Genomic DNA, 21,627 nt, shown 5'->3' with positions numbered 1-21,627 from the left:
CTAGCGTGCGGTGAACTTCATGTCACCGCGCGATGGCCCAATCCACCCACAACCGCGATTACCAACTCCTACTGGCCGTCCTGAAGGCGGCCCGTAAGCGGGTGGGCGTGACGCAGATTGAGCTGGCCGAGCGCTTGGGCAACACGCAGACCTTCGTGTCCAAGTGCGAGCGCGGGGAGCGGCGCATCGACGCCGTTGAGCTGGTCGAGTTCGCCGAGGCCATGGGCGTCGCCCCGCAGGAGCTGCTGGACGAGTACCTAGAGCAGCGTGGACGTGCGACGTCGCCGAAGACGCGGAAGGGGTCCAAGCAGCGAGGGTGACGCTTCTGTGTTGCTTTCGTGTTTTCAGCAACCCACAAAAGACGAAGGCCGCGACGATGCGCGGCCTAAGTACATGATGCATATGGCGCCCGAAGTTGGACTCGAACCAACGACCCCCTGATTAACAGTCAAGTGCTCTAACCGGCTGAGCTATTCGGGCGAGGAGGCGCATTGTACAGAGCCAGGCCAGATCCGGCAACACCCCGCATCCAGCTTACCAGCAGTCTGCCACGTCACCCTTGCTCGCGCCCTTCTCCCCGGCCTGACTGAGGCTGAGGTTTCCGCACTTGTCCTTGAGTTGCCCACCCGCAGCGGTCGCCACGATCGTGATCGTACTGGCGGTGGCGTCCGGGCTGATCTCCAGCGTGTACCACGCAGCCCCCCCTTCACGCGGAGTCTGCTTTTGGCTATCCCGCAGTGCGAAACCCACATACGTGTTGTTGACCGTGTGGTAACGCTCGGCCAGCTGCATGTACTCGGCCAGGTCCGCCTTGGCCTGGGCGCGGTGCGATTTGCGCACGTGTTCGCTGTAGTTGGGAATTGCAATGGCGGCCAGAACGGCGATGACCGCAACCACGATCATCAGTTCGATCAAGGTGAAACCAGCCACCCGTGCATGAAGCTTGCCTGCAGATTTCATTGCCATTTTCCTCACCGAACCTGTCGCCACGATTGACGTCCGCACGGACGCGGCATGTACAACGGGGGCGCACCATTGGCACGCAGCACGAACGTACATGTTTCACCCTGGATCTGCTTGTCGATCGTGCAAGCCGGGTCCGTGGGATCGCACGGTGTCAGGGGCGGCACGAAGATGGCGGAATCCTTGACCGGCGGCGATGTCGGATTCTTCGCGTTGTTCAGCGACACTCCACCGCAACTCCCGGTGCACACGGCTTCACCACCCGGGGTGAGGCTGAGGCCAGACAGGCCACCGGCGCCCGTCAGGACGTCCAGACCATACAACCAGTTGATACCACCACCCGCGCCACATTGCGCCTCAGCCGTCGTGAACGTGGTGAAGAACACCTTGCCGTTCTGGATGCTGGGCGTACCAATGACGCGCTCCCCCTTGGCCTCGCCGCCGATCACCTGCAGATCGACGTACCAGCCGCGCTTGGTCACGTAGTTGACCGGGTTGGAGGTCACGCCGCGCACCTCGAGGTCCGAGTCGCTGGTTGCCGCGAGCAACGACTGTCCCACCAGGGAGCCACGCCCACCAGTAATCGCGGTGGAGCGGTTGTCCACGATGCCGTAGATGCTCTGGACGGGCAGCCCGGTACCGCCGGTATTGTCACCCACGGCAAAGTACCGACCGGTCCCGAAGAAGATGCTGACACCACCGCCGGGCCCACTGGAGACCTCCAGGCCACCGGTGATCGGCTGTGCGGCACCATCCTTTTCCGCGGTGAACAGCGGCGTTCCGCTGAACGCGACGCTCCAGTCGGCCGGATCGACGCTGGAGATGTCGTACTTCCACAGGTTGCCCTGCATGTCTCCCGCGTAAATGGTGTCAGCCACGCCATTGCCGTTGTTCAGCGCGACCGCCGCCACGTTCATCACACCATTGCGCCCGGCATAGGCGGCATCGGTGGGCATCAGCTTCTTGAGTACTTCGCCGGTCTGGATGTCAACGACGAACAGGACCGGCCGGCCACTGCTGGAGTTCACGCCATTGCCGAACACGCTGACAAAGCGCACACCGGAAGCGCTGGCGATCGGGACGATGGCAGGCTTGGCCAGGGCAAAACCCATGTCACTGTCATTCTTCCCGGAAATCTCCCAGAGCACCTTGGTCTGGTCGAACGAGGACGGTGCGGTGACGTCCAGGCCAAACACCGAGCCTGCACCGGCCAGGCTTGCCGAAGGCGCCACGGATGCGCCGCCGGCACCGGTCGAACCCACCAGCACCGTGTGCCAGGCCGAGTCGAAGTGGGCGTCGGCAACCGTGATCAGGCCATCCACGTAGTAACGATGCGCGTAGGTCGGATTGGCCAATTCGGCGATGTGCGAAAGCGAGCCATACGGAATGAAGGCGAAGCGCTCCGTGCCACCCGCAGCACCATCCGTCGCATCGAAGGCATGCAACATGCCATCGTTCGCGCCCACGTACACCATCGGTGGCGCGCCGGTGAGCTTCGTCGTCAGGTAGGACTTGTAGGACGCGCCGAGCGGCGCCTTCCAGCCCACGTCGGTCTGCGTCGCCCATGCACCGTAGCCGTAATCATCGTTCCGCGAAACAACCACGGGCGAGGAATTGACGATGTCACCCATGATCGTCGAACGCGAGCGCAAGCCACTGACCACGCCCCCCTTGAGGTAGCCGACCAGCGTATCGACCGTGCGCGTGCCAAACCAGGTCGGCACCGTTTCCAGCCCCATCGCCGCCAACTTCTGTTCGCGACTGTTACCCGGGACGTTCGCGGCAGTGAACTCCGCCGCCGACACCGGGACGTTGGTCGAGCCGGAAACACTGTTGGGCGCGGTCGCCATGTAGATACGACGCGCACTTGGATCCAGCTTTGCCGCGGCACTCCAGATCTGTGCACCGTCCGTGCCATCACTCTGCACACGCGTGGCCACGACGTCACCGGTCCAGTCGTTGGAATCGACCGGCACGCTGTAGCTGGCGGCAACGGTGAGGGAGTTGCTGGAAATACGTGCACCGGCCGCACCACCGGACACCGGCGCCTTGCTGCCTGCGGCCTTCTCGAAGATCTCCCCGAGACGCTCGCGCAGCTTGGTCGGGTTGCGGGCAAGGAAGTAGTTGTCCGGCGACCCGGCCTCGCGGGTATCCCACTCGCCGGGATCCGGCTTGCCATTTCCATTGAGGTCGGTGAAACCGCCGTACTTGGCGGCGTACCACAGCGGACTCTCGAGCACGCCCGCACTGCTGGCGCCCAAGGTATATCGGCGCACCTGCGCCTGGGTCCAGTTCGTCGGAGCGGTGTCGGTCGACGTCAGTACCGAGCCGTTGCTGTTGCCCGGCCGCAGCAGGATGCGCTGGACGCCGTCGCTGTTCGAGCCGGAAACGGCGTAACCGGTGAGCATCGCGTTGCCTGCATAGGCAGACAGGTTCTCGACGCGAACCAGTACCTCGTTCTCACCCACGTTCAACGTACCGGCTGCACAGCCACCACCGGATGCACGCCAGCAGATGTCCTTTGTGGTGGACTTGTTCTGCGGATTGAGGCCGGAGTCATTGCACGCCGCACCGATGCAATAGGTGAGCATGGTGACCACGTCATTATCGTGGTCGTTGCCCCACAACGAGTCCTCCCAGACCAGCGAGAAGCTGCCGGCCTTGCCATTTGCCAGCAGCGGCCTGCCGTAAACATGCTTCGGATTGACCGTGGCCGTCTTCGGACCAACGCCAACCGAGCCCAGGAAGCAACTGCGCCACCCGCTACTTGCGGCTGTCGCGCCCCCGGAATTGTTCGCCTGGCACAGCGGCGACAACGAGATCTTGCCCGTACCCAACGTGATCTCGAACTTCGGCAGGGTTTCCGCCAGTGCCACCGCATAGGTCTGCGCGGTCACCTTGTAGGTATCGGGCTTGTCCTGGAGGCCCGGGCGCAGATCGGTGGTCGCTGCCGCGTAGGCCAGGCCCGCCATCTGGTAGCCGCCCTCCATGGACGGGATATCCGGGCAGATGCCGCGTACCAGCCCCAACTGCGTTACCGATTTGCTGGTGCAGATATCCTCGTGGGTATTCATCGAGGCCCAGCGCGGCGTCTCCTGAACCCGGCCCACCATGTAGCTCTTGTTGCTGATGCCCTCATCGTCGCCAAGACGATTCGTCGCCGCCGCTGCACCCTCCAGGTGCGGCACGGACTGGACGTTGTCACTGTCAAAGGAGGGCAGGCCCGACGACATCACCAGGATGTTGCAGGCGGCACAGTAGGAATTGCCGCCCTGCGCCGGCAACCGATAGGGATCCGCCCAGCTCACCGTCTTGGGCAGGCCCGCCTGATCGCCGCTTGCACTATAGGTGCCGGCACGCGTGTTGCCGATATCACCGACGTAGCGCAACGCCTCGGAGTACATTTCCGCAAGCGGATTGCCCCATGCACTGCACTGATAACTGCCGCTGCCCGTGGTACCCGGATCCTTCAGGTTGCCGTTGCCACTCTGCCCCTGGCGATTGAGGATGCCGTAGGTATTGCAGTCACTCCAGTTGTTGCTGTAGTTCCAGCCCTGCAGGTTGAAGTTGGAGATGGTCTGGATGACGCTGCCAACGTTGTCGGCAACGTTGGTGCAGAACTGCCCCGTGGAGAGGTTGATCTCGTCCCCTGAGTTCGCCGTACAGTTGCCGGTCGAATTGCCCGCCAGCTTGCCGATGTTCTTGCGCAACACGCCGCCATCACGCGGATTGGAATACGTGCCCGAAATCAGGCCGAAGCGCAGGCGTCCGCTTTCACCATACTGCTGCAGCAAGCCCACCGACTTGTACGTATCGGTGGTGCCGTTGCTGTACTTCTGGCAGAAGCTCTCGCGGCGGCCACTCGCGTTGGCTGCTGGGTCGCAGACCTCCACGCGCACATTGAAGTCTGTCGTCTGGGCCGGGGTGTCTGCACTGCCCTCGCCTGAACGGCCCTTGCCGCATTGGTAGGACGCGGTTGCCGCCCATTCGGACCAGTTGCCACTGGCCGCACGCATCAGAGGCGCACCACCCGAGGCAATGGTCGCGTTGCAGAACGAGTAGGTCCCGCTGTAAGGCGTCAGCTGGCTGAGGTCCGAACCGCTGTACACCTTGACCCAGGCATGCAGGTCGTTCGGGATGGATGCACGCTCGAGGATGGTCTGGGTGGTCGAATCAACGCTGCGCTGACCCCCGTAGAGCACCTGGCGCAGGATATCCAGCCGGCTCATCGTCGCCCAGTTCAGGAAGTTGCCCGACCAGCGACCGGTGCTGCTTCCGCAATAGCGCGCCGGGGTGCCAGTTGCCTTGCCCACCGCCTTGAACACGCCGCCGCTGTAGTTGTAGCAGAAGGTCGAGTCGAAATAGCCCGCGTACTCGAACGAGTTCTTGTACGTGGTATCGATGCCGTCGTTCGCTTCCGGGTCCAGGTCGGTGTAGTCGCTGTACGCCTTGTTGAACAACTGCTCGTCGCGCGACATCACCATCATCATCAACGGTGGCTGCGACTGGGCAAGGTACAAGGGGGATTGGGAGAGGTTGTAGTCCCCCTGCGCCGCCGGCAACGTCGCGACCACGGCGATCACGCCGCCGACCATTCCCAGGCCCGCCGTCAGCTTGACCCACGTCGAGCCGAAGAGTTTCGAGAAAGAGCGCTTGGTATTCATGGGATGAAGATCGTGTCGATGACCGCCGTGGAAGAGGCGTTCGCGTTATCGTCGCTGGCCAGAACCGTGATTTCGTAGATGTTGCCGGTCTGCTCGTTGAGCTTGGTGCCGATTTTCGAACTGGAGGAACCGAAACAGGTATCGATCCGCCGCGTGTAGGTGGCGGTCGCCGTGTCCACGCCCTCGGCCCAGGTCTGGGGATCGAAGACCGGGGAGCAGACCTCCTGGTTGGCCGCATAAGTACCCGATGCCCCCGTCACCGCGGCATTGATGGCGGCCTCGACGCTGCGTGCCGACTCTTCGGCCAGCTGGAACGATTGATTCGTTCGCATGTAATTGGCGGACATGCGCTCCTGCATGTTCGTCACCCGCATGGCAACGACGCCAATCAGTGCGAGCAGCACCAGGATGATCAACGCGATGTACAACACCACGCCACGCTGCTGCCTGTGACCACCCCGCAAACCCTTCATCCGCTTCATGGCGCCCTCAATTGCCGTAAAGGCGGTTACGTAACGCGATGGTCGTCTGATAGACGGACCGGAAGCGCCTGTCTTCCGGGGCGGCAAACGTCACCCCCAGCGCATTCAACCGGTGCTCGTCGGATGCCTGCACCGACGAGGCACGCTCAGGACTGGACATCACCAGACCGATCTGCACGGCCCCCACGCGACGCCAGGCATCGGCCACCGTGGCCGCTCCGGCACGCGTGGATTCGATCTCGTCCGCGGTGTACTGCCGGTCGATATAGCCGGTCGGCGACTTGCCTGGGTCCAGCTCGCGGTCCTGGCCATAGAGCAACTGCATGTTCTCCACGCCGTCGACCATCTCTTCCTTCCTGACGGTTGGCGCCGCCGCGTTCGGGGCATAGGCGAACCTCAGGCGATACAGCGAGCGCCCGCCTGCGGCATTGGTGCCGACGTAGTAGACAGCGGATTCCGCTCGGTAGAGGGTGGTCTGCCCGGCCGTGAACACCTTGGCGATGGCTTCGGCATTGTTCGGGGCACCGGTCACCGAAATGGTCCCCGCTCCCGAGTTCACCGCCGACGCCTGGAACACCACCGCACCCGTGCAGTCAGCCGCACCAAACAGCCCCGGGTTGTCGACACCACTCTGCAGCACGCTCCAGCGGGCGCTGTCGAACTGGAAAACAGGGTTGGCCGCATCCGCAGGCGCGGCCGTCATCGGAACACCGTTCGGGTCGAGGAAGCGCAGGACGATCACATCACTGCCTGCCACCGCATCATCCATCTGATCGGCGTACTCGTCCGGCAAGGCCGGCGAAAAATCCACATCCCCTGCCGTCAGCGACACATCGGCGGCCCCCGGCCCGGTGTCCGCCGCCTCGTAGCCCTGGATGGAAATGCCGAAATCCAGGGCCGGATGCGCCGCCGCCCCGAACGTCGTGGTCAATGCGACCGGGTTCTGGCGCATCATCGCCTGGTCATTCACGCAACCGAAATGACCTGCCATACGAATGTCACGCTGCAGGTAGTCCACCGCAAAACGGCTGTTCTCCTGCACGCGCGCCAACCCCTCGGAAAGCCGATAGGCCTCGCGGGAGCTGCCGAACACCTGGATGATGCCCACCATCAGCAAGGTACCGATGAGCATGGCGATCATCAGCTCGATCAGGGACAGGCCACGAACGCGACCTGCGGGCACAAGGGCCTTCATAGCTGTGTTCTCACTGTTACCTTGCCGCTCTCACCGTCCACATCCCAGCGCTCGTCCGCCCAGGAAACGACCACTTCAACGACATCGCCATTCAGTGTCACCTCGGCCTCGGCGTCGGCTCCCAACGCCTTGCCCATGCGGCAACGCCAGTCCTTGGTGAAGGCATCAGGCGTAAGGTTGGGGCCGGTCGGGGACGTGCAATCCGCATCGCTGGTCAGCGCCGTGAACGTTCCCGCATAGGAACTGCGTGAAATCCGGTTGGCGCGCACCTGATCCAGCAGTTCGTAGCTGAGATTGGTGGCCTGCGTCCGGAAATTGGAACTCTGTACGAAGCGCACGTTCATGGTCTGCAGCAGCGCCAGCCCGAGCAGGCCGAAGCCGAGGATCAGCACTGCGATCATCACCTCGACCAACGTGAAGCCCCGTTGTGCCGAAGCCAGGCCCAACGACCGGCCGCGCCGGCCCGATGGAACGCTCATGGACATGCTCCCCTTACTACCCGGGTCTGCCCGGTCTGGTTCACCTGCACGGTACGCAACAACTCTGCCGTCCCGCATTCGTCGGGTTGCAGGGCGATGGCCTGATCCGCCGACCCACGCCGCCGGCCACGTCCATCGAACGTGATGACCAGGTCAGCCGAATCACCGATGATCGCCTTGCTGCCCTGCGAAACGCGGATGACCTGTTCGGCGGCGTCGAACGCGCCGTCGGCATTGCTGTCGGCCCAGACCAGCCACCCCTGGCCCCAGTTGTCGCCATCACAGGCCGCTCCCGTTGAACTGGCGCAGATTCCGCCGCCGTGGGCGTTCTTGATGGCTTCGGCACGCGCAAGAGCAAGCGAGGCCAGCACTTCATTGGTGGCCGCGGATACGCGATTGGAACGGATGGTCCCCTGGAAATTCGGAAACGCGATGGCTGCGAGCACGGCCAGAATGACCACGGTGATCATCAACTCGACCAGGCTGAAGCCCCTCCCCCATTTACCGCTCATACACTACGCTCCCCAGCGTTCTTCGGGCAGCATGCCATCCCCCCTGTTTCGAGGCAAGGGGAAGGCAAACCGCCGCGTTCAATTATGTGAAGCGGCGATCAAAGCGCCGCTTCACGCAGGGACGGATCAGGCCACCACCTGGTAGCACGGCCGGTAATCGCCGGAGATCTTCATGCGGCGTTGCTCCACGAAAGCCCGCAGCAGCGCATCCAGCGCCTGCATCATCTCCGGGTCGCCGTGAATCCTGAATGGGCCAAAGTCCTCGATGCGGCGCATGCTTTCCTCCTTCACGTTGCCGGCCACGATGCCGGAGAACGCGCGTCGCAGGTCGGCGGCCAGGTCCGGCGCCGGCCGGCCCCTGTGCAGGTCCAGCGCGGCCATGGCCTCGTGGGTGGGTACGAATGGCTGCTGGTAGGCCAGCGGGATGTCGACCTGCCAGTTGTAGAAGAAAGAATCGCGGTGCGCCAGGCGGAACTCGCGCACCCGCTTGATCCCCTGCGACATCTTGCGCGCCACCGCGACCGGGTCGCCGACGATGATCTCGTAGCGCTCGGCGGCGCGATCGCCCAGGGTCAGGCGGATGAAGCGGTCGATCTGCTCGAAGTACGGCGCCGCGATGGCCGGGCCACTGAGGATCAACGGGAACGGCAGCTCGGCGTTCTCCTCGCGCAGCAGGATGCCCAGCAGGTACAGGATCTCCTCGGCGGTGCCCACGCCGCCCGGGAACACGATGATGCCGTGCCCCAGCCGGACGAACGCCTCCAGGCGCTTCTCGATGTCCGGCATGATCACCAGGTGGTTCACGATCGGGTTCGGCGACTCGGCGGCGATGATGCCCGGCTCGGTGATGCCGATGTAGCGGGTGTTGGTACGACGCTGCTTGGCATGGGCGATGGTGGCGCCCTTCATCGGCCCCTTCATCGCGCCCGGTCCGCAGCCGGTGCAGATGTCCAGCCCGCGCAGGCCCAGCTCGTAGCCGACCTGCTTGGTGTAGATGTACTCGTCGCGGGAGATCGAATGGCCGCCCCAGCAGACCACCAGGTTGGGCTCGCTCGGCTGCAGGATGCGCGCATTGCGCAGCACGCCGAACACCGCGTTGGTGATGCCGTCGGTGGTCTCCAGGTCCGAGGCGTACTCCGGCCCCAGCTCGATGGCCATGTAGGCCAGGTCGCGCACCACCGAGAACAGCAGCTCGGCGATGCCGCGGATGATCTCGCCGTCGACGAAGGCCGCCGCCGGCGCGTTGCTCAGGTCGATGCGGACGCCGCGGTCCTGCTGGGTCACCTGGATGTCGAAGTCCGGGTACAGGTCGCGCGCGGCGCGCGGGTCGTCCGAAGCGCTGCCGCTGGTCAGCACCGCCAGCGCGCAGCGGCGCAGCAGCTCGTGCATGCCGCCGCTGGAGGCATCGCGCAGGCGCGCCACCTCGGTCCGCGACAGCACGTCCAGCCCGCCACGCGGGTAGATGCGCGCGTCCTGTACCGGCAGCGCCCTCGCTGCCCCTTCACTCTTGGTCATTTCCACTGCTGCTCCTTCTCATTGGCGATCGACTTTAGCGCTGCCCCCATGAAAAGGAAAACGGCCGGGTTGCCCCGGCCGTTTTCGGTTTACATCCGATCAATCAACCGATCAGAACTTGTAGCGGAAGCCCAGCTGCAGCGACCACTGCGAGACACCGGTGTTGAAGCCGTCGGCGTCCGCGTTGGCGTAGGCACCTTCGGTGACCGTTGCCGACTGGTTGCCCACGCGGGCAGTGCGGAAGTCGTAGATGTACTTGCCGGTGGCCTGGTCGATGCCGATGAAGTTGGCAACGCCCTGGTCAGCATAGAAGCCGTAGTCGTAGATGCGACCCCACTTCTTGTTCAGCATGTTGCCGATGTTCTGGATGTCCAGCCAGATCTCCGACTTGTGGCCCTTCATGAAGCCCGGCAGCTGCTGGGTGATGCGCACGTCAAAGGTGTTGACGAAGCCGGCACGGCCAGCGTTCTGCGGGGTAACCGAACCTGCATAGCGTGCCAGTTCCGGGTTCGACTCCAGCCACTTGAAGAACGCGTCTTCCATGGCCGCGCCGCCCTTGAACATCACGTCGCCACGGCCCTTCGGCACGTAGAACAGATCGTTGAAGGTACGGCCGTCGCCGTTCATGTCGTTGGCGTACACCCAGCTGTAGGCGCGACCGGTACGGCCTTCATAGAACAGGCCAACCTGGGTCTCGTAGTCCGAGAAGAACTTGTGCTTCCAGTTCAGGGCACCGGAGATACGGTCACGGACTTCGTAACGCGAACGGGCCAGGGCGTCTTCGTTGGCCTGGAAGATGTAGTTGTTGTTCCAGTTCGAGGTCGCCACCGACGAGGTGTTGCTCGCCACTTCCTTGGCATCGGTGTAGGTGTAGCCCAGGCTCCAGGCCCAGTCGCTCTGCTCGCTGAACGGCTTGGACAGCGAAGCGGTGAACTGGGCGGTACGGCCCTTGTCGGTGTTGTCCAGCAGCACGGCGTCGCTCGCCCAGCTCGGGCCGGTCGACTTGGAGCCGGAGGTGGTGCCGTAGACGCTCTTCCAGAAGAACTCACGACCATCCGGGGCACCGACGAAGCTCGGGTTCTCCAGTTCCAGGCGCTTGAAGAACAAGCCATCCTTGACCTTGGAGTACAGGAACTCGGCCGAACCTACGATGCCGTACCACGGCAGCTCGTGGTCGAACGCCAGGTTGGCCTTCCACACCGACGGGGTCTTGAAGTCGTCGGAGACGAAGTTCACGACCTGCTGGGCGTCCTTCGAGGTGCCCTTGATCGGGTAGGTGGTGGTCTGGCTGTAGTTGATGCCGGTGTTGGCGAAGATGTTGCCCAGCCACACCTGCGGCGACTCACCACGGAACAGGCCAACGCCACCACGCAGCTGGGTCGGACGATCCGAGTCGAAGGTGTAGTTGAAGCCAACGCGCGGCTGGAACAGGAAGCTGTTGTCGCCGATCGAGGTGTTGTTGTAGCCGAAGTACTCCGACGCCTGCTGGTTGTACTGCGGACGATGGTTGGTGTCGTACTTGTCGGCACGCAGGCCCAGGGTCAGGGTCAGGTTGTTGTTGACGTACCAGGTGTCCTGCACGAACAGGCCCAGGGTTTCGTACTTGTACTTCGCGGCCAGGCTTTCGGCACCGCCGGCAGCCGGTTCACGCCAGATGGTCTGGACCGGGGTGTTGTTGCGGAACGCATCGATACCCAAGTATTCCAGGTAGCCATCGACGTACGGCGCATAGACGTTGTTGATGTCGTTGCTGCTGAAATCGGCACCGAACTTCACGTCGTGGTCGCCCAGGGTCAGGGTGCCCGCGCCGAAGTAGTTCCAGGTCTTGGTATACAGCTCGTTGTACTGGGTGTTGCTCTCGGTGCCCAGCCACAGGTACGGGCTGTTGCCGTATTCCTGGCTGCTGTGGATGCCGCCGAAGTCGATCTTGATCGCCGGGGTGCCCTTGGCCGACGGATTGCGCACGGCCTGGAAATCACGGTAGCTGACCTTGAACTCGGTCGAGAAGTTGTCCGACCAGTCGCTGAACAGCTGGCCGACGTAGGACTCGATTTCCTTGTCGTGCTGGTACCAGTACGAGCTCACCGAGGCAGCGGTGCTCGAGAAGCCGTTCACGCGCAGCTTGCTCTGCTCCAGCTTGCTGTAGCGGAAGCTGGCGCGGTGATCGTCGTTGATGTTCCAGTCGATCTTCAGCGCGTACTCTTCCAGGTCCGTGTCCGAAGCCGAGGAGTAGTCGCCCGCGGAGACGCCATAGCGCTCCTGGAAGATCTTCTGCGCTTCGGCGACGTCGCCGAGGCTGATGGTGCCCTTGCCCAGCGGGCTGCCTTCAACGTCGGCGCCCGGAGCAGCCTGCTCGTACTTTTCGTAGTTGGCGAAGAAGAACAGCTTGTCCTTGACGATCGGGCCGCCGAAGGTGACGCCGTAGGTCTTCTCGTCCTCGAAGCCGTCGAACTTGCCGCCGCCCGGGTTGTCGCCGAACCAGGAGCCATCGCGCATGTAGCCATAGACCGAACCATGGAACTCGTTGGTACCGGACTTGGTCACGGCATCAACCACCGCGCCGGTGGCGCCGGTGATGGTGATGTCGTAGCTGGACATGTCGACGTTGATTGCTTCCAGCGCTTCCATCGAGACCGGCTGGCGCTTGGTCGGCATGTTGTTGCCTTCCAGGCCGAAGGTGTCCGAGGCGTTGACGCCGTCGATGCGCACCGCGTTGTAACGCGGGTTCTGGCCACCGGCCGAGATCGAGCCCGAGGCGCGGTCAACGAAGGCCACGCGCGGATCCAGGCGCATGTAGTCCTGGATGTTGCCGTTCATCGACGGCAGCGCTTCGATGGTCTGGCGGCTCACCGAGGTGCCGGTGCCCATCTTGGTCGCGCTGAACACTTCCGAACCACCGGCGACGGCCATGACCTGCACGGCTTCCAGGGTGGTGGCAGCCATGTCGCCGGTCAGGGCGGCGTTGACGGTGCCGTTCTGGTTCACGCCCAGGTAGATGCCGTCTTCGGTCTTGGTGCCTTCACCCGGCTTGGTGATGGTGACGCTGTACGGACCACCCACGCGCAGACCGCGGGCGTTGTAGCGACCAGCCGCGTCGGTGGTCGCACGGCTGACCGTGCCCGACTCGACGTGGGTGATGGTGACTTCCGCACCAGCGACCGGCTGGCCGGCGGTGTTGGTGACCTGGCCGCCGACGCCGGCGGAGGTGCTCTGTGCGAAAGCCGGAGCAGCCGCGAGGGCGGCAATGAGGCCAAGGGTGAGCTTGGACATCCGGATGCGAGGATGATTCATGGGTAGGTAGCCTCGAAACGAGTTGGCGATTGAAAAAAAACGCGATCCATCAGCCCCGGGGTCAACCGGGCGCCTGATCGGCTTGAATCTGGGGTCCCTTCCGGAGCGGTTTCAGCCGCAACGGTTAAGATAAGGTTAACACGGTAATGACAGTTTATGACTGCAATAAGACAGTCCTGCGGCAACACAATCGGACAAGAACCGACAAATCAATCGGTTATTGGAGTGACCCGAGGTAGGTGGCCAGGCCATCGAGCAGCATTTGCACGGAAATAGCGACCAACAGCATGCCCATCAGCCGCTCCAGGGCGGTCAGCGCGCGGGCACCCAGCAGCTTGTACAGCAGGGTGGCCGACATCAGGATGGCGGCGGTCGCGCCCCAGGCCAGCAGCAGGGCCAGGCTCCAGTCACCCAGCCGGTCGGGCTCGTTGCTGCCCATCAGCATCACCGCCGCCATGCCCGAGGGGCCGGCCACCAGCGGGATCGCCATCGGCACGATGAACGGCTCGCCGTCCGGCACCGCCCCCATCAGCCCTTCCGGCTTGGGGAAGATCATGCGGATGCCGATCAGGAACAGCACGATGCCCCCGGCGATGGCCACCGATTCCTGGCGCAGGTGCATCAGTTCCAGCGCGTACTTGCCGCCCCACAGGAAGGCCATCAGCACGGCCAGGGCGATCAGCAGCTCGCGCACCAGCACGATGCGCTGGCGACGCGGGGCCAGGGGCTTGAGCAGGCTCAGGAATACCGGGATGTTGCCCAGCGGGTCCAGGATCAGGAACAGCAGCAGGGCCGCCGAGAGGATGGTCACCCGGCCGCGTCCAGCACCTGCCCGCGCCAGGCCGAACCGGCGGCCGACAGCAACGTGACGCAGGCCACGGCATAGGCCGAAGGATCCTGCGCGGCGGTGTCCTCGCCATGGATAAAGGCCCGCGCGCGCAGCGCGGTCCGCATCGGCCCGGGCTGCACGCCACTGATACGCACCGGGCCATTGCGCAGCTCGTGGTGCAGCGTGTCGATCAGGCCACGCAGGCCGTACTGGGCCACGCCGTAGCCGCCCCAGAATGCCTGCCCTACCCGCGCCGGATCATCCAGGCTGAACACCACCGCCGCGTCGTCACGCTGGCGCAGCAGCGGCAGGCAGGCCTGGGTGAGCCAGGCACGTGCGGTCAGGTTGACGTGGATGGCGCGCGAGAACGCCGCCGGGCTGGCCAGGTCGAACGGGGTCAGCCCCGGGAAGTCCGCCGCGCAGTGCAGCAGCCCGTCCAGGCCTCCCAGCTCCGTGGCCAGCCGCTCGGCCAGTACCGCGAAGTCGTCCGGGGTCGCCCCTTCCAGGTCCAGCGGGTAGAGCAGCGGCTCCGGCCCCAATTGGGCCACCGCGTCGTATACACGGTTGAGCTTGGGCAACTTGCGGCCGAGCAGCACCACCGTGGCGCCGGCCGTGGCGCACGCCTTGGCGGCCGCCGCGCCCAGGCCACCGGCCGCGCCGGAAACCAGCACGACCCGCCCCGCCAGGTCCGTTTGCGCCCAACCTTCCGGCTGGGCACTCACGCCTGGCCCGCCTCGGCGACGATGCGCTTGAGCTCGCCGGATTCGAGCAGCTCCAGGATGATGTCGCAGCCGCCGATCAGCTCACCGTGGATGAAGAACTGCGGAAAGGTCGGAAGGTTCGAGAAGCGCGGCAGGTTGGCCCGCACTTCGGGGAACTCCAGCACATTGACCGTGCGCAGGTGCGCGGCACCGGCGGCCATCAGCGCCTGCACGGCGCGGCTGGAAAAGCCGCACATCGGGTACTGCGGCGTACCTTTCATGAACAGGACGAGGGGATGCTGCTCCACCTCTGCCTGGATTTGCTCCATCACCGGCATTCGAATTCTCCTGCTGCGAAAGAACGGCCCGTCCTGGTCGGATAGACTTTCCCGTGGCCACGGATTGTAAGCCGAGCCGACGCATTCCCGGCGCCTTTGCCCTGAAAAGAAATATTCCATGCCCGTCCAACTGCCTGACCTGCCCTACTCCCGCACCGCGCTGCAACCGCACATTTCGGCGCAGACACTGGAACTGCACCATGGCCGCCACCACCAGGCCTACGTGGATGCGGTCAATGCCCGCATCGCCGGCACCGAGATGGACGAGATGCCGCTGGAGGAGATCGTCCGCAACAGCCAGGGGGCGCTGTTCGAGGCGGCGGCACAGGCCTGGAACCACGGCTTCCACTGGCAGTGCCTGCACCCCCGGGCCGGCGAGGAACCGCACGGGGTGCTCGCCGACCGCATCAACCGCCAGTTCGGCGACGTGCAGAAGCTGCGGGAAGAGTTCAACCGTGCGGCAATGGCGGTGTTCGGCTCGGGCTGGGCCTGGCTGGTGCAGCATGCCGATGGCCGGTTGGCGGTCGTCACCACCCGCAACGCCAATACCCCGTTGACCGGCGACAGCACCCCGCTGCTGGTCTGCGACCTGTGGGAACACGCGTATTACACCGATTACCAGAACGACCGCCTGCGCTACCTGCAGGCGTTCTGGAAGCTGGTGAACTGGGACTTCGCGGCCAGCCAGCTGCGCTGATCACCGGCTGGAGCGGCCTCGGCCACGAGGCCTGTAGTGGCTGAGCCCCCACGATCAGGCTCGCCGCGGAGGCCGTCCACGGCCCGGAGATGTCGATCCGTGCCTGTTGGCAGCCTTGGGGCGCGTCGGCTTCGCGGCCGAGACTGCTCCTGCCGAGGTCAGGTGTCGTGGGCGGCGACCGCATCCAGGACGCGGGCCGAATAGACCATCGCCGCGCCGGCGTTGAGGGCCACCGCCACACCCAGCGCCTCGGCGATCTCCTCGCCGCTGGCGCCCTGCTTCAGGGCGGCATCCACGTGCGTGGTGATGCAGCCGTCGCAGCGGGTGGTGACGGCCACGGCCAGCGCGATCAGTTCGCGGGTCTTGCCGTCGAGGTGGTTGGTCTGGGCACCGGCACCACTGAGGGTCAGGTAGCCCTTGAGGGTGTCGGGCGAAAGCTTGCCCAATTCGCCGATACGGCCCTTCAGTTCACGGCGGTACGCATTCCAGTCGAGCATGGTGGTTCTCCGGGGATGGACCCGGAGAACCTTACGCCCGCCCGGCTTACGCCGGCGTTACGCCGCCGTCCCGGAGGGACTGGACCACCGGTGCCACCTGTGCCTGCCGGCCCAATGCGGCCCCGACGCGCTCCAGCGCACCGGCCAGCGCCGCGGTCGAATCCTCGCGCAGGTTGGCGTGGCCGACCTTGCGACCGTCGCGCGGCTGCTTGCCGTAGTCATGCCAGTGCCCGGCGGGCTCGGCCAGCACCGGCGCCGGGTCGGGCATCTGGCCGATCCAGTTGAGCATGCAGGCATGGCCCAGCACCCGGGTATCGCCCAGCGGCAGGCCGAGCACGGCCCGGACATGGTTCTGGAACTGCGAGGTCTCTGCGCCATCGCTGGTCCAGTGGCCGGAGTTGTGCACGCGCGGGGCCATCTCGTTGGCCAGCAGCTCCTCGCCACGGCAGAACAGTTCCAGCGCGAACACGCCGACGTAGTCCAGCCGCTCGGCGACACGGCGCGCATAGCTGATCGCCGTCTGTTGCTGGGCCGCGGACACGGTGGCCGGCGCCAGGCTGGCCGACAGCACGCCATCCACATGCCAGTTGCCGGTCAACGGCCAGGCACGGAATTCGCCGTCGCGGCCGCGCACTGCCACCACGCTAACCTCGCGGTCGAAGGCGACGAAGCCTTCCAGGATCAGGCCGGTCTTGTCCGCCTGCGCGCCCAGCGCCTGCCAGGCGGCATCGATGTCCGCCTCGCTGCGCAGGCGGAACTGACCCTTGCCGTCGTAGCCCAGTCGGCGGGTCTTGAGGATGCATGGCAGGCCGAACTCGGCGACCTTGGCCGCCAGTTGCTCACGGCTGCCGATGTCGGCAAACGGCGGCAGCGGGATGCCCAGCTCCTGGAACAGGGTCTTCTCGCTCAGCCGGTCCTGCGCCACCGCCAGCGCGGCGGGACTGGGGAACACCGGCTTGCGCTCGGCCAACCAGCGCGCGCTTGCGGCAGGCACGTTCTCGAAATCGAAGGTGACCACGTCCACGCGGCTGGCAAATTCCTCCAGCGCGGCCAGGTCATCGAACGCACCGACCTGCAGCGGCGCCACCTGGCCGGCGCAGGCATCGGCGGCCGGGTCGAACACCACGAAGCGGATGCCCAGCGGCGCGGCTTCCAGCACCATCATGCGGGCCAGCTGCCCGCCCCCCAGAATGCCGACCGTGATCATTGACGCGGATCGTCCGCGGCCATCACGTCGTGGGTCTGGCGCTCGCGGAACGCGTCCAGCGCCGCGCCGATCTGCGGCTGTGCCGGGGCCAGCATGGCCGCGGCGAACAGCGCCGCATTGGACGCCCCCGCATTGCCGATGGCGAAGGTCGCCACCGGGATGCCGGCCGGCATCTGCACGATCGACAGCAACGAGTCCATGCCGTTCAGCGCCTTGGACTGCACCGGCACGCCGAGCACCGGCACGGCGGTCTTGGCGGCCAGCATGCCCGGCAGGTGGGCCGCGCCACCGGCACCGGCGATGATCACGCGCAGGCCGCGCGCTCCGGCCTGTTCGGCATAGCTGAACAGGACATCCGGCGTGCGATGCGCCGAAACAACCTTCACTTCATACGGAACACCCAGGGCATCAAGCTTCTGGGCTGCGTGCTGCATGGTTTCCCAGTCGGAACGGGAACCCATGACGATGCCGACAAGCGGCTCGGAGGGGTTGGGGGTCATTGGCCGTCACCTGCTGCAAAGACGTATTCTAGCCGTCTTCCCCGCAAGACCACGACCTGATGGACCGCAAACTGCTCGACCTGCTCGTCTCCCCCGACACCCGCCAGCCGCTGGCCCAGCTGGAAAGCGCCGGCCTGGATGCCCTGAACCGCGCGATCGGCGCCGGCGGCGTCACCCGGGCCGATGGCAGCGCCCAGGCCCAGCCGCTGCGCGAGGCACTGGTCACCCGCGACCGCAAGCAGGTGTTCCGGGTGGAGGACGGCATCCCGGTGCTGCTGGCCGACGAGGCCATCGCCACCGCCCAGATCACCGACTTCCCGGCCAAGTAATGCTGCCGCACCCGCCGCTTGCCCCGCCGCAGGAACAGATCGACGCCGATGTCGCCCGCGCCCTGGCCGAGGACATCGGCAGTGGCGACGTCACCGCCGCCCTGCTCCCCGACAGCGCCGACATCGCCTACCTGCTGTGCAAGCAGGACGCGGTGATCGCCGGCCGCCCCTGGTTCGACGCCACCCATCGCGCGCTCGACCCGGAGGTGAAGATCCACTGGCGGGTACTGGAAGGCGACCGGGTCAGCGCCGGCACCGTGCTGGCCACGCTGGAAGGCCGCAGCCGCAGCCTGGTCAGCGCCGAGCGCACCTCGCTCAACTTCCTGCAGACGCTGTCCGGGACCGCCACGATCACCGCCCGTCACGTCGAAGCGGTAGCCGGCACCGGCGCGCGCATCCTCGACACCCGCAAGACCCTGCCCGGGCTGCGCCTGGCGCAGAAGTACGCGGTGCGCTGTGGCGGTGGCGACAACCACCGCATCGGCCTGTTCGACACGGTGATGCTCAAGGAAAACCACATCCGCGCCGCCGGCTCGCTGGGCGCGGCGGTGCGCGCCGCCCGGGCGCAGCAACCCACGCTGCCGCTGGTGGTGGAGGTAGAGGACCTGCAGCAGCTGGAGCAGGCCCTGGCCGCCGGCTGCGAACGCATCCTCATCGATGACTTCAGCCCGGCCATGCGCCGCGAGGCGGTGCGCATCGCCGCCGGCCGCATCCCGCTGGAGGTGTCCGGCAGCGTCGACCTGTCCGTGCTGCGCTCCATTGCCGAAGATGGCGTGGACTGCATCTCCATCGGCGGGTTGACCAAGCACGTGCAGGCGATCGACCTGTCGTTGAAGCTCGGCCCGCCGCCGGCCTGACTCACGCCGCCCACACGGCCTCGCCTGCAACACTGGCTTCCTCCACCCCCACGGAGTTCGATGTGGTCTACCGGTACCTGCTGTGCGGCGTTGCCCTGCTTGCCCCCGCTTTCGCCGCGCACGCGGTGGAGGCCTGTGACATCCCGCCCCGCTTCGGCGTGAGTGAAACTGCCAAGGCGGTGGTGCGCGCGGCCTGCGACGAGCACCGGCTCTGGTACCGCCCCTTCATCGACCGCGATGGCCGCATCGCCAGCCTCGGGGTCACCGAGGCCGAAGCCGAGCACCTGGCCGACAACGGCCTGATCGCCTGGCAGCGCGTGGCCGGCTACTGGCGCGAGAGCGGGACGCTGTCGCCGATGGGGGCCATCCCCGGTGCCACCAGCTGCATGCAGCCGGCCGGCAACCGCTATACCGACAGCGACTGCCGCGCCTTCCTGATCGACAACCCGTGGTCGGCGGCCTTCATCTCCTGGGTGATGACGCGTGCGGGCGTGCCCGGCTTCAACCGTTCACCGCGCCACATCGACTACATCCGCGCGGCCTACCAGGGAGGCGCCAACGCCTCGCCGTACCGGTTGGCCGACCCGGCCAACGAGAAGCCCGCCCCCGGCGACATGCTGTGCTTCCTGCGCGATCGCAGCACGTCACTGAACCATGCGGGGCTGATACAGGCGTTGGGCAGCGGCCGTGCCGGCAACTGGAAGTCCCATTGCGAGGTGGTGATCGGCGCCAATGTCGGCGGTGACCGCACGCTGTACCTGGTCGGTGGCAACGTCGCCAACACCGTGGCGATGCGCAAGCTCACCCTGGACCGCACCGGCATGATCGAGCTGCCCAAGCCGTCACAGGCCGCCGCTGACGCGGTCGTCGAAGCGGGCTGCTCGCCGGGCCATGAAGAAGAATGCAACCTCAACCGCCAGGACTGGGCGGCCCTGTTGAAGCTCACCGCCAACGTGCCGATGCAGGGCCCGACGCCGGTGTTCGACGGCAATGCGCCGCTGCCACCGCCACCGGATGAACCGGTCCCGGCGCCACCAACGCGTTGACCGGGCCGGGCTGCGCCGGGCACGGCGAATCGCCTAAAGTGTCGGCATGCCTACCCTGCTCATTCTGATGATCGTCGGCGCGATCGGTTTCGCGTTCTGGGACCGTTCCCGCGCCGCCGCCGACCGCGCCACCGAACTGGGCCGCAATGCCTGCCGCGCCGCCGACGTGCAATGGCTGGACCAGAGCGTGCATGCCACCGGCATGCGCCCCTGCCGCCTGCCCAATGGCTGGATCGGCTTCGAGCGCAGCTTCCGCTTCGACTATTCCTACGACGGCATTGATCGCCACACCGGGCGCATGGTGCTGCGCGGCGGCCAGCTGGTGTCCTTCACCGGCCCGGCCGCCGCCCAGATCGGGCGCCTGCGGCAGAGCACGGAAGACGCCGAGGACGTTTGAGCGTCCGGGTTGGCGGGCGTCACTACGAACAGATGCCCCCCTGCTCGCGGCCGGGGCGGCTCCTGCCGTCGGCGCCGCCCCTGAGCGCGCGCATCCCTGTGTCATTGGCCGTGGTCACATCCGCCGCGACGGCGCGTCCTGTTGACCTAGTGACTTCCGGCGCATTGCCGTCTGCCCGACGGCAAACGGAAAGTGTCCTCATCCGTCCATACAGGGGCCTGGTCCATGCTGCAGATCCGCGGTTTGTCGAAAACCTACGCCAATGGCGTCCATGCACTGAAGAACATCGACCTGGACATCCCGCGCGGCATGTTCGGCCTGCTCGGCCCCAACGGCGCCGGCAAGTCGTCGTTGATGCGTACGTTGTCCACCCTGCAGGAGGTCGACAGCGGCAGCGCCACGCTGACCACCGCCGATGGCACCCGGATCGACGTGCTCAAGGACAAGGACGCGCTGCGCCGCCGGCTGGGTTACCTGCCGCAGGACTTCGGTGTCTACCCCAAGGTCAGCGCACTCGACCTGCTGGATCATTTCGCCGTGCTCAAGGGCCTGACCGCGCGCAGGCAACGCAAGGAAGTGGTCGAGGGCCTGCTCCAGCAGGTCAACCTGTGGGACGCGCGCAAGCGCAAACTCGGCACCTATTCCGGCGGCATGCGCCAGCGCTTCGGCATCGCCCAGGCACTGCTCGGCGACCCGCAGCTGGTGATCGTCGATGAACCCACCGCCGGCCTGGACCCGGAGGAGCGCAACCGCTTCCTCAACCTGCTGGCCGAGATCGGCGAGAACGTGGTGGTGATCCTGTCCACGCACATCGTCGAGGACGTGACCGACCTGTGCCCGAACATGGCCATCATGAACAAGGGCCAGGTACTGCTGACCGGCCGACCGGTCGATGCGATCGGCGCGCTGCAGGCCCAGGTCTGGCGCAAGCAGGTCGGCAAGGCCGAGCTGGCCGACTACGAATCCCGTTTCACCGTGCTGTCCACGCGCCTGGTGGGTGGCCACCCGGTGATCCACGTGTTCAGCGCCACCCAGCCGGACCAGGGCTTCGTGCCCGTCGAGCCCGGGCTTGAGGACGTCTACTTCCAGCGCCTGCGCCTGCAGGCGCAGGCCGCCTGACGGAGACGG

General features: G+C 65.7%; 21 protein-coding genes and 1 tRNA gene. 7 read left to right on the top strand and 15 right to left on the bottom strand.

All coding sequences use genetic code 11. From position 1 onward, the window contains the following. Window positions 1–32 precede the first annotated feature (32 nt). A complete protein-coding gene (locus tag VA603_RS15885) occupies window positions 33–320 on the top strand; it encodes a helix-turn-helix domain-containing protein (protein ID WP_323439418.1) in 288 nt (95 codons plus the stop codon). An 83-nt stretch (window positions 321–403) separates the two neighbouring features. On the opposite strand, the gene VA603_RS15880 is transcribed toward VA603_RS15885, so the two are convergent. The 12 genes from VA603_RS15880 to grxD all read right to left on the bottom strand — a co-directional run bounded on the left by VA603_RS15880 (window position 404) and on the right by grxD (window position 14,969). Further along, window positions 404–480 (bottom strand) — tRNA-Asn (locus tag VA603_RS15880). Between the two features lie 54 nt (window positions 481–534). Then, window positions 535–960 carry a type IV pilin protein gene (locus VA603_RS15875; protein ID WP_323439417.1) on the bottom strand — a complete coding sequence of 142 codons (426 nt, stop codon included), beginning with the start codon at window positions 958–960 and terminating at the stop codon, window positions 535–537. A gap of 11 nt (window positions 961–971) precedes the next feature. After that, the gene (locus VA603_RS15870; RefSeq protein ID WP_323439416.1) at window positions 972–5,627 is read right to left on the bottom strand and encodes a pilus assembly protein; all 4,656 of its coding nucleotides are present in this window, start codon (window positions 5,625–5,627) and stop codon (window positions 972–974) included. After that, entirely contained in the window at window positions 5,624–6,109 is a 486-nt protein-coding gene (locus VA603_RS15865) for a pilus assembly PilX family protein (protein ID WP_323439415.1), read from the bottom strand. The genes VA603_RS15870 and VA603_RS15865 overlap by 4 nt, the downstream gene beginning before the upstream one ends. A gap of 7 nt (window positions 6,110–6,116) precedes the next feature. Beyond that, window positions 6,117–7,304 (bottom strand): PilW family protein, encoded by a 1,188-nt coding sequence (locus tag VA603_RS15860; RefSeq protein WP_323439414.1) that lies wholly within the window; start codon window positions 7,302–7,304, stop codon window positions 6,117–6,119. Continuing rightward, entirely contained in the window at window positions 7,301–7,783 is a 483-nt protein-coding gene (gene pilV / locus VA603_RS15855) for a type IV pilus modification protein PilV (protein ID WP_323439413.1), read from the bottom strand. The genes VA603_RS15860 and pilV overlap by 4 nt, the downstream gene beginning before the upstream one ends. After that, window positions 7,780–8,253: a GspH/FimT family pseudopilin gene (locus VA603_RS15850; RefSeq protein ID WP_323439412.1), complete on the bottom strand. Its 474-nt coding sequence runs from the start codon at window positions 8,251–8,253 to the stop codon at window positions 7,780–7,782. The genes pilV and VA603_RS15850 overlap by 4 nt, the downstream gene beginning before the upstream one ends. 168 nt (window positions 8,254–8,421) lie before the next feature. Continuing rightward, window positions 8,422–9,810 (bottom strand): nucleotide 5'-monophosphate nucleosidase PpnN, encoded by a 1,389-nt coding sequence (gene ppnN, locus VA603_RS15845; protein ID WP_132862692.1) that lies wholly within the window; start codon window positions 9,808–9,810, stop codon window positions 8,422–8,424. A gap of 111 nt (window positions 9,811–9,921) precedes the next feature. Then, window positions 9,922–13,080, bottom strand: a complete 3,159-nt coding sequence (locus VA603_RS15840) for a TonB-dependent receptor (protein WP_323439411.1) — start codon at window positions 13,078–13,080, stop codon at window positions 9,922–9,924. Window positions 13,081–13,318: 238 nt separating this feature from the next. After that, window positions 13,319–13,912: a YhgN family NAAT transporter gene (locus tag VA603_RS15835; protein ID WP_132862691.1), complete on the bottom strand. Its 594-nt coding sequence runs from the start codon at window positions 13,910–13,912 to the stop codon at window positions 13,319–13,321. Beyond that, window positions 13,909–14,652 (bottom strand): SDR family NAD(P)-dependent oxidoreductase, encoded by a 744-nt coding sequence (locus VA603_RS15830; RefSeq protein WP_132862690.1) that lies wholly within the window; start codon window positions 14,650–14,652, stop codon window positions 13,909–13,911. The genes VA603_RS15835 and VA603_RS15830 overlap by 4 nt, the downstream gene beginning before the upstream one ends. Continuing rightward, complete coding sequence (gene grxD / locus VA603_RS15825; RefSeq protein WP_132862689.1) at window positions 14,649–14,969, bottom strand: Grx4 family monothiol glutaredoxin; 321 nt, start codon at window positions 14,967–14,969, stop codon at window positions 14,649–14,651. The genes VA603_RS15830 and grxD overlap by 4 nt, the downstream gene beginning before the upstream one ends. A 118-nt stretch (window positions 14,970–15,087) precedes the next feature. Between grxD and VA603_RS15820 the strand changes: the two genes are divergently transcribed. Then, window positions 15,088–15,666 carry a superoxide dismutase gene (locus tag VA603_RS15820; RefSeq protein WP_132862688.1) on the top strand — a complete coding sequence of 193 codons (579 nt, stop codon included), beginning with the start codon at window positions 15,088–15,090 and terminating at the stop codon, window positions 15,664–15,666. 158 nt (window positions 15,667–15,824) lie between these two features. Here the strand turns inward: VA603_RS15820 and VA603_RS15815 are convergent, their stop codons facing one another. From VA603_RS15815 to purE, 3 genes are read right to left on the bottom strand one after another with little or no spacing between them, the layout of a single operon-like run. Next, window positions 15,825–16,163 (bottom strand): carboxymuconolactone decarboxylase family protein, encoded by a 339-nt coding sequence (locus VA603_RS15815; RefSeq protein WP_323439410.1) that lies wholly within the window; start codon window positions 16,161–16,163, stop codon window positions 15,825–15,827. 46 nt (window positions 16,164–16,209) lie between these two features. Further along, entirely contained in the window at window positions 16,210–17,370 is a 1,161-nt protein-coding gene (locus VA603_RS15810) for a 5-(carboxyamino)imidazole ribonucleotide synthase (RefSeq protein WP_323439409.1), read from the bottom strand. After that, complete coding sequence (gene purE, locus VA603_RS15805; protein WP_323439408.1) at window positions 17,367–17,870, bottom strand: 5-(carboxyamino)imidazole ribonucleotide mutase; 504 nt, start codon at window positions 17,868–17,870, stop codon at window positions 17,367–17,369. Before purE ends, VA603_RS15810 begins: the two co-directional genes overlap by 4 nt. Before the next feature lie 59 nt (window positions 17,871–17,929). Between purE and VA603_RS15800 the strand changes: the two genes are divergently transcribed. The 5 genes from VA603_RS15800 to VA603_RS15780 all read left to right on the top strand — a co-directional run bounded on the left by VA603_RS15800 (window position 17,930) and on the right by VA603_RS15780 (window position 21,618). After that, a complete protein-coding gene (locus VA603_RS15800; RefSeq protein ID WP_132862684.1) occupies window positions 17,930–18,199 on the top strand; it encodes a Trm112 family protein in 270 nt (89 codons plus the stop codon). Next, window positions 18,199–19,056, top strand: a complete 858-nt coding sequence (gene nadC, locus VA603_RS15795; protein WP_132862683.1) for a carboxylating nicotinate-nucleotide diphosphorylase — start codon at window positions 18,199–18,201, stop codon at window positions 19,054–19,056. The genes VA603_RS15800 and nadC overlap by 1 nt, the downstream gene beginning before the upstream one ends. Window positions 19,057–19,118: 62 nt before the next feature. Further along, complete coding sequence (locus VA603_RS15790; RefSeq protein WP_313251383.1) at window positions 19,119–20,102, top strand: DUF2272 domain-containing protein; 984 nt, start codon at window positions 19,119–19,121, stop codon at window positions 20,100–20,102. Window positions 20,103–20,148: 46 nt separating this feature from the next. Then, the gene (locus tag VA603_RS15785; RefSeq protein ID WP_132862681.1) at window positions 20,149–20,499 is read left to right on the top strand and encodes a DUF3301 domain-containing protein; all 351 of its coding nucleotides are present in this window, start codon (window positions 20,149–20,151) and stop codon (window positions 20,497–20,499) included. A gap of 225 nt (window positions 20,500–20,724) precedes the next feature. After that, window positions 20,725–21,618, top strand: coding sequence for an ABC transporter ATP-binding protein (locus VA603_RS15780; RefSeq protein WP_132862680.1), 894 nt, complete (start codon window positions 20,725–20,727; stop codon window positions 21,616–21,618). The last annotated feature ends 9 nt before the right edge of the window (window positions 21,619–21,627 follow it).

It is taken from the genome of Stenotrophomonas capsici, from assembly GCF_034961085.1.
GTDB classification, from domain to species: Bacteria; Pseudomonadota; Gammaproteobacteria; order Xanthomonadales; family Xanthomonadaceae; genus Stenotrophomonas; species Stenotrophomonas capsici.
Note: the sequence above shows the minus strand (reverse complement) of the source record. Positions and strands in the feature narration are given on the sequence as shown.

Excerpts from the sequence above, each read along its gene's own strand:
- VA603_RS15870 (WP_323439416.1), bottom strand. The coding sequence starts at position 5,627 with ATGAATACCAAGCGCTCTTTCTCGAAACTCTTCGGCTCGACGTGGGTC.
- VA603_RS15780 (WP_132862680.1), top strand. The coding sequence starts at position 20,725 with ATGCTGCAGATCCGCGGTTTGTCGAAAACCTACGCCAATGGCGTCCAT.
- VA603_RS15850 (WP_323439412.1), bottom strand. The coding sequence starts at position 8,253 with ATGATCACCGTGGTCATTCTGGCCGTGCTCGCAGCCATCGCGTTTCCG.
- VA603_RS15815 (WP_323439410.1), bottom strand. The coding sequence starts at position 16,163 with ATGCTCGACTGGAATGCGTACCGCCGTGAACTGAAGGGCCGTATCGGC.
- VA603_RS15840 (WP_323439411.1), bottom strand. The coding sequence starts at position 13,080 with ATGTCCAAGCTCACCCTTGGCCTCATTGCCGCCCTCGCGGCTGCTCCG.
- VA603_RS15875 (WP_323439417.1), bottom strand. The coding sequence starts at position 960 with ATGAAATCTGCAGGCAAGCTTCATGCACGGGTGGCTGGTTTCACCTTG.
- pilV (WP_323439413.1), bottom strand. The coding sequence starts at position 7,783 with ATGAGCGTTCCATCGGGCCGGCGCGGCCGGTCGTTGGGCCTGGCTTCG.
- VA603_RS15820 (WP_132862688.1), top strand. The coding sequence starts at position 15,088 with ATGCCCGTCCAACTGCCTGACCTGCCCTACTCCCGCACCGCGCTGCAA.
- VA603_RS15865 (WP_323439415.1), bottom strand. The coding sequence starts at position 6,109 with ATGAAGCGGATGAAGGGTTTGCGGGGTGGTCACAGGCAGCAGCGTGGC.
- VA603_RS15810 (WP_323439409.1), bottom strand. The coding sequence starts at position 17,370 with ATGATCACGGTCGGCATTCTGGGGGGCGGGCAGCTGGCCCGCATGATG.
- nadC (WP_132862683.1), top strand. The coding sequence starts at position 18,199 with ATGCTGCCGCACCCGCCGCTTGCCCCGCCGCAGGAACAGATCGACGCC.
- VA603_RS15800 (WP_132862684.1), top strand. The coding sequence starts at position 17,930 with ATGGACCGCAAACTGCTCGACCTGCTCGTCTCCCCCGACACCCGCCAG.
- VA603_RS15785 (WP_132862681.1), top strand. The coding sequence starts at position 20,149 with ATGCCTACCCTGCTCATTCTGATGATCGTCGGCGCGATCGGTTTCGCG.
- VA603_RS15860 (WP_323439414.1), bottom strand. The coding sequence starts at position 7,304 with ATGAAGGCCCTTGTGCCCGCAGGTCGCGTTCGTGGCCTGTCCCTGATC.
- VA603_RS15885 (WP_323439418.1), top strand. The coding sequence starts at position 33 with ATGGCCCAATCCACCCACAACCGCGATTACCAACTCCTACTGGCCGTC.
- grxD (WP_132862689.1), bottom strand. The coding sequence starts at position 14,969 with ATGCCGGTGATGGAGCAAATCCAGGCAGAGGTGGAGCAGCATCCCCTC.
- ppnN (WP_132862692.1), bottom strand. The coding sequence starts at position 9,810 with ATGACCAAGAGTGAAGGGGCAGCGAGGGCGCTGCCGGTACAGGACGCG.
- purE (WP_323439408.1), bottom strand. The coding sequence starts at position 17,870 with ATGACCCCCAACCCCTCCGAGCCGCTTGTCGGCATCGTCATGGGTTCC.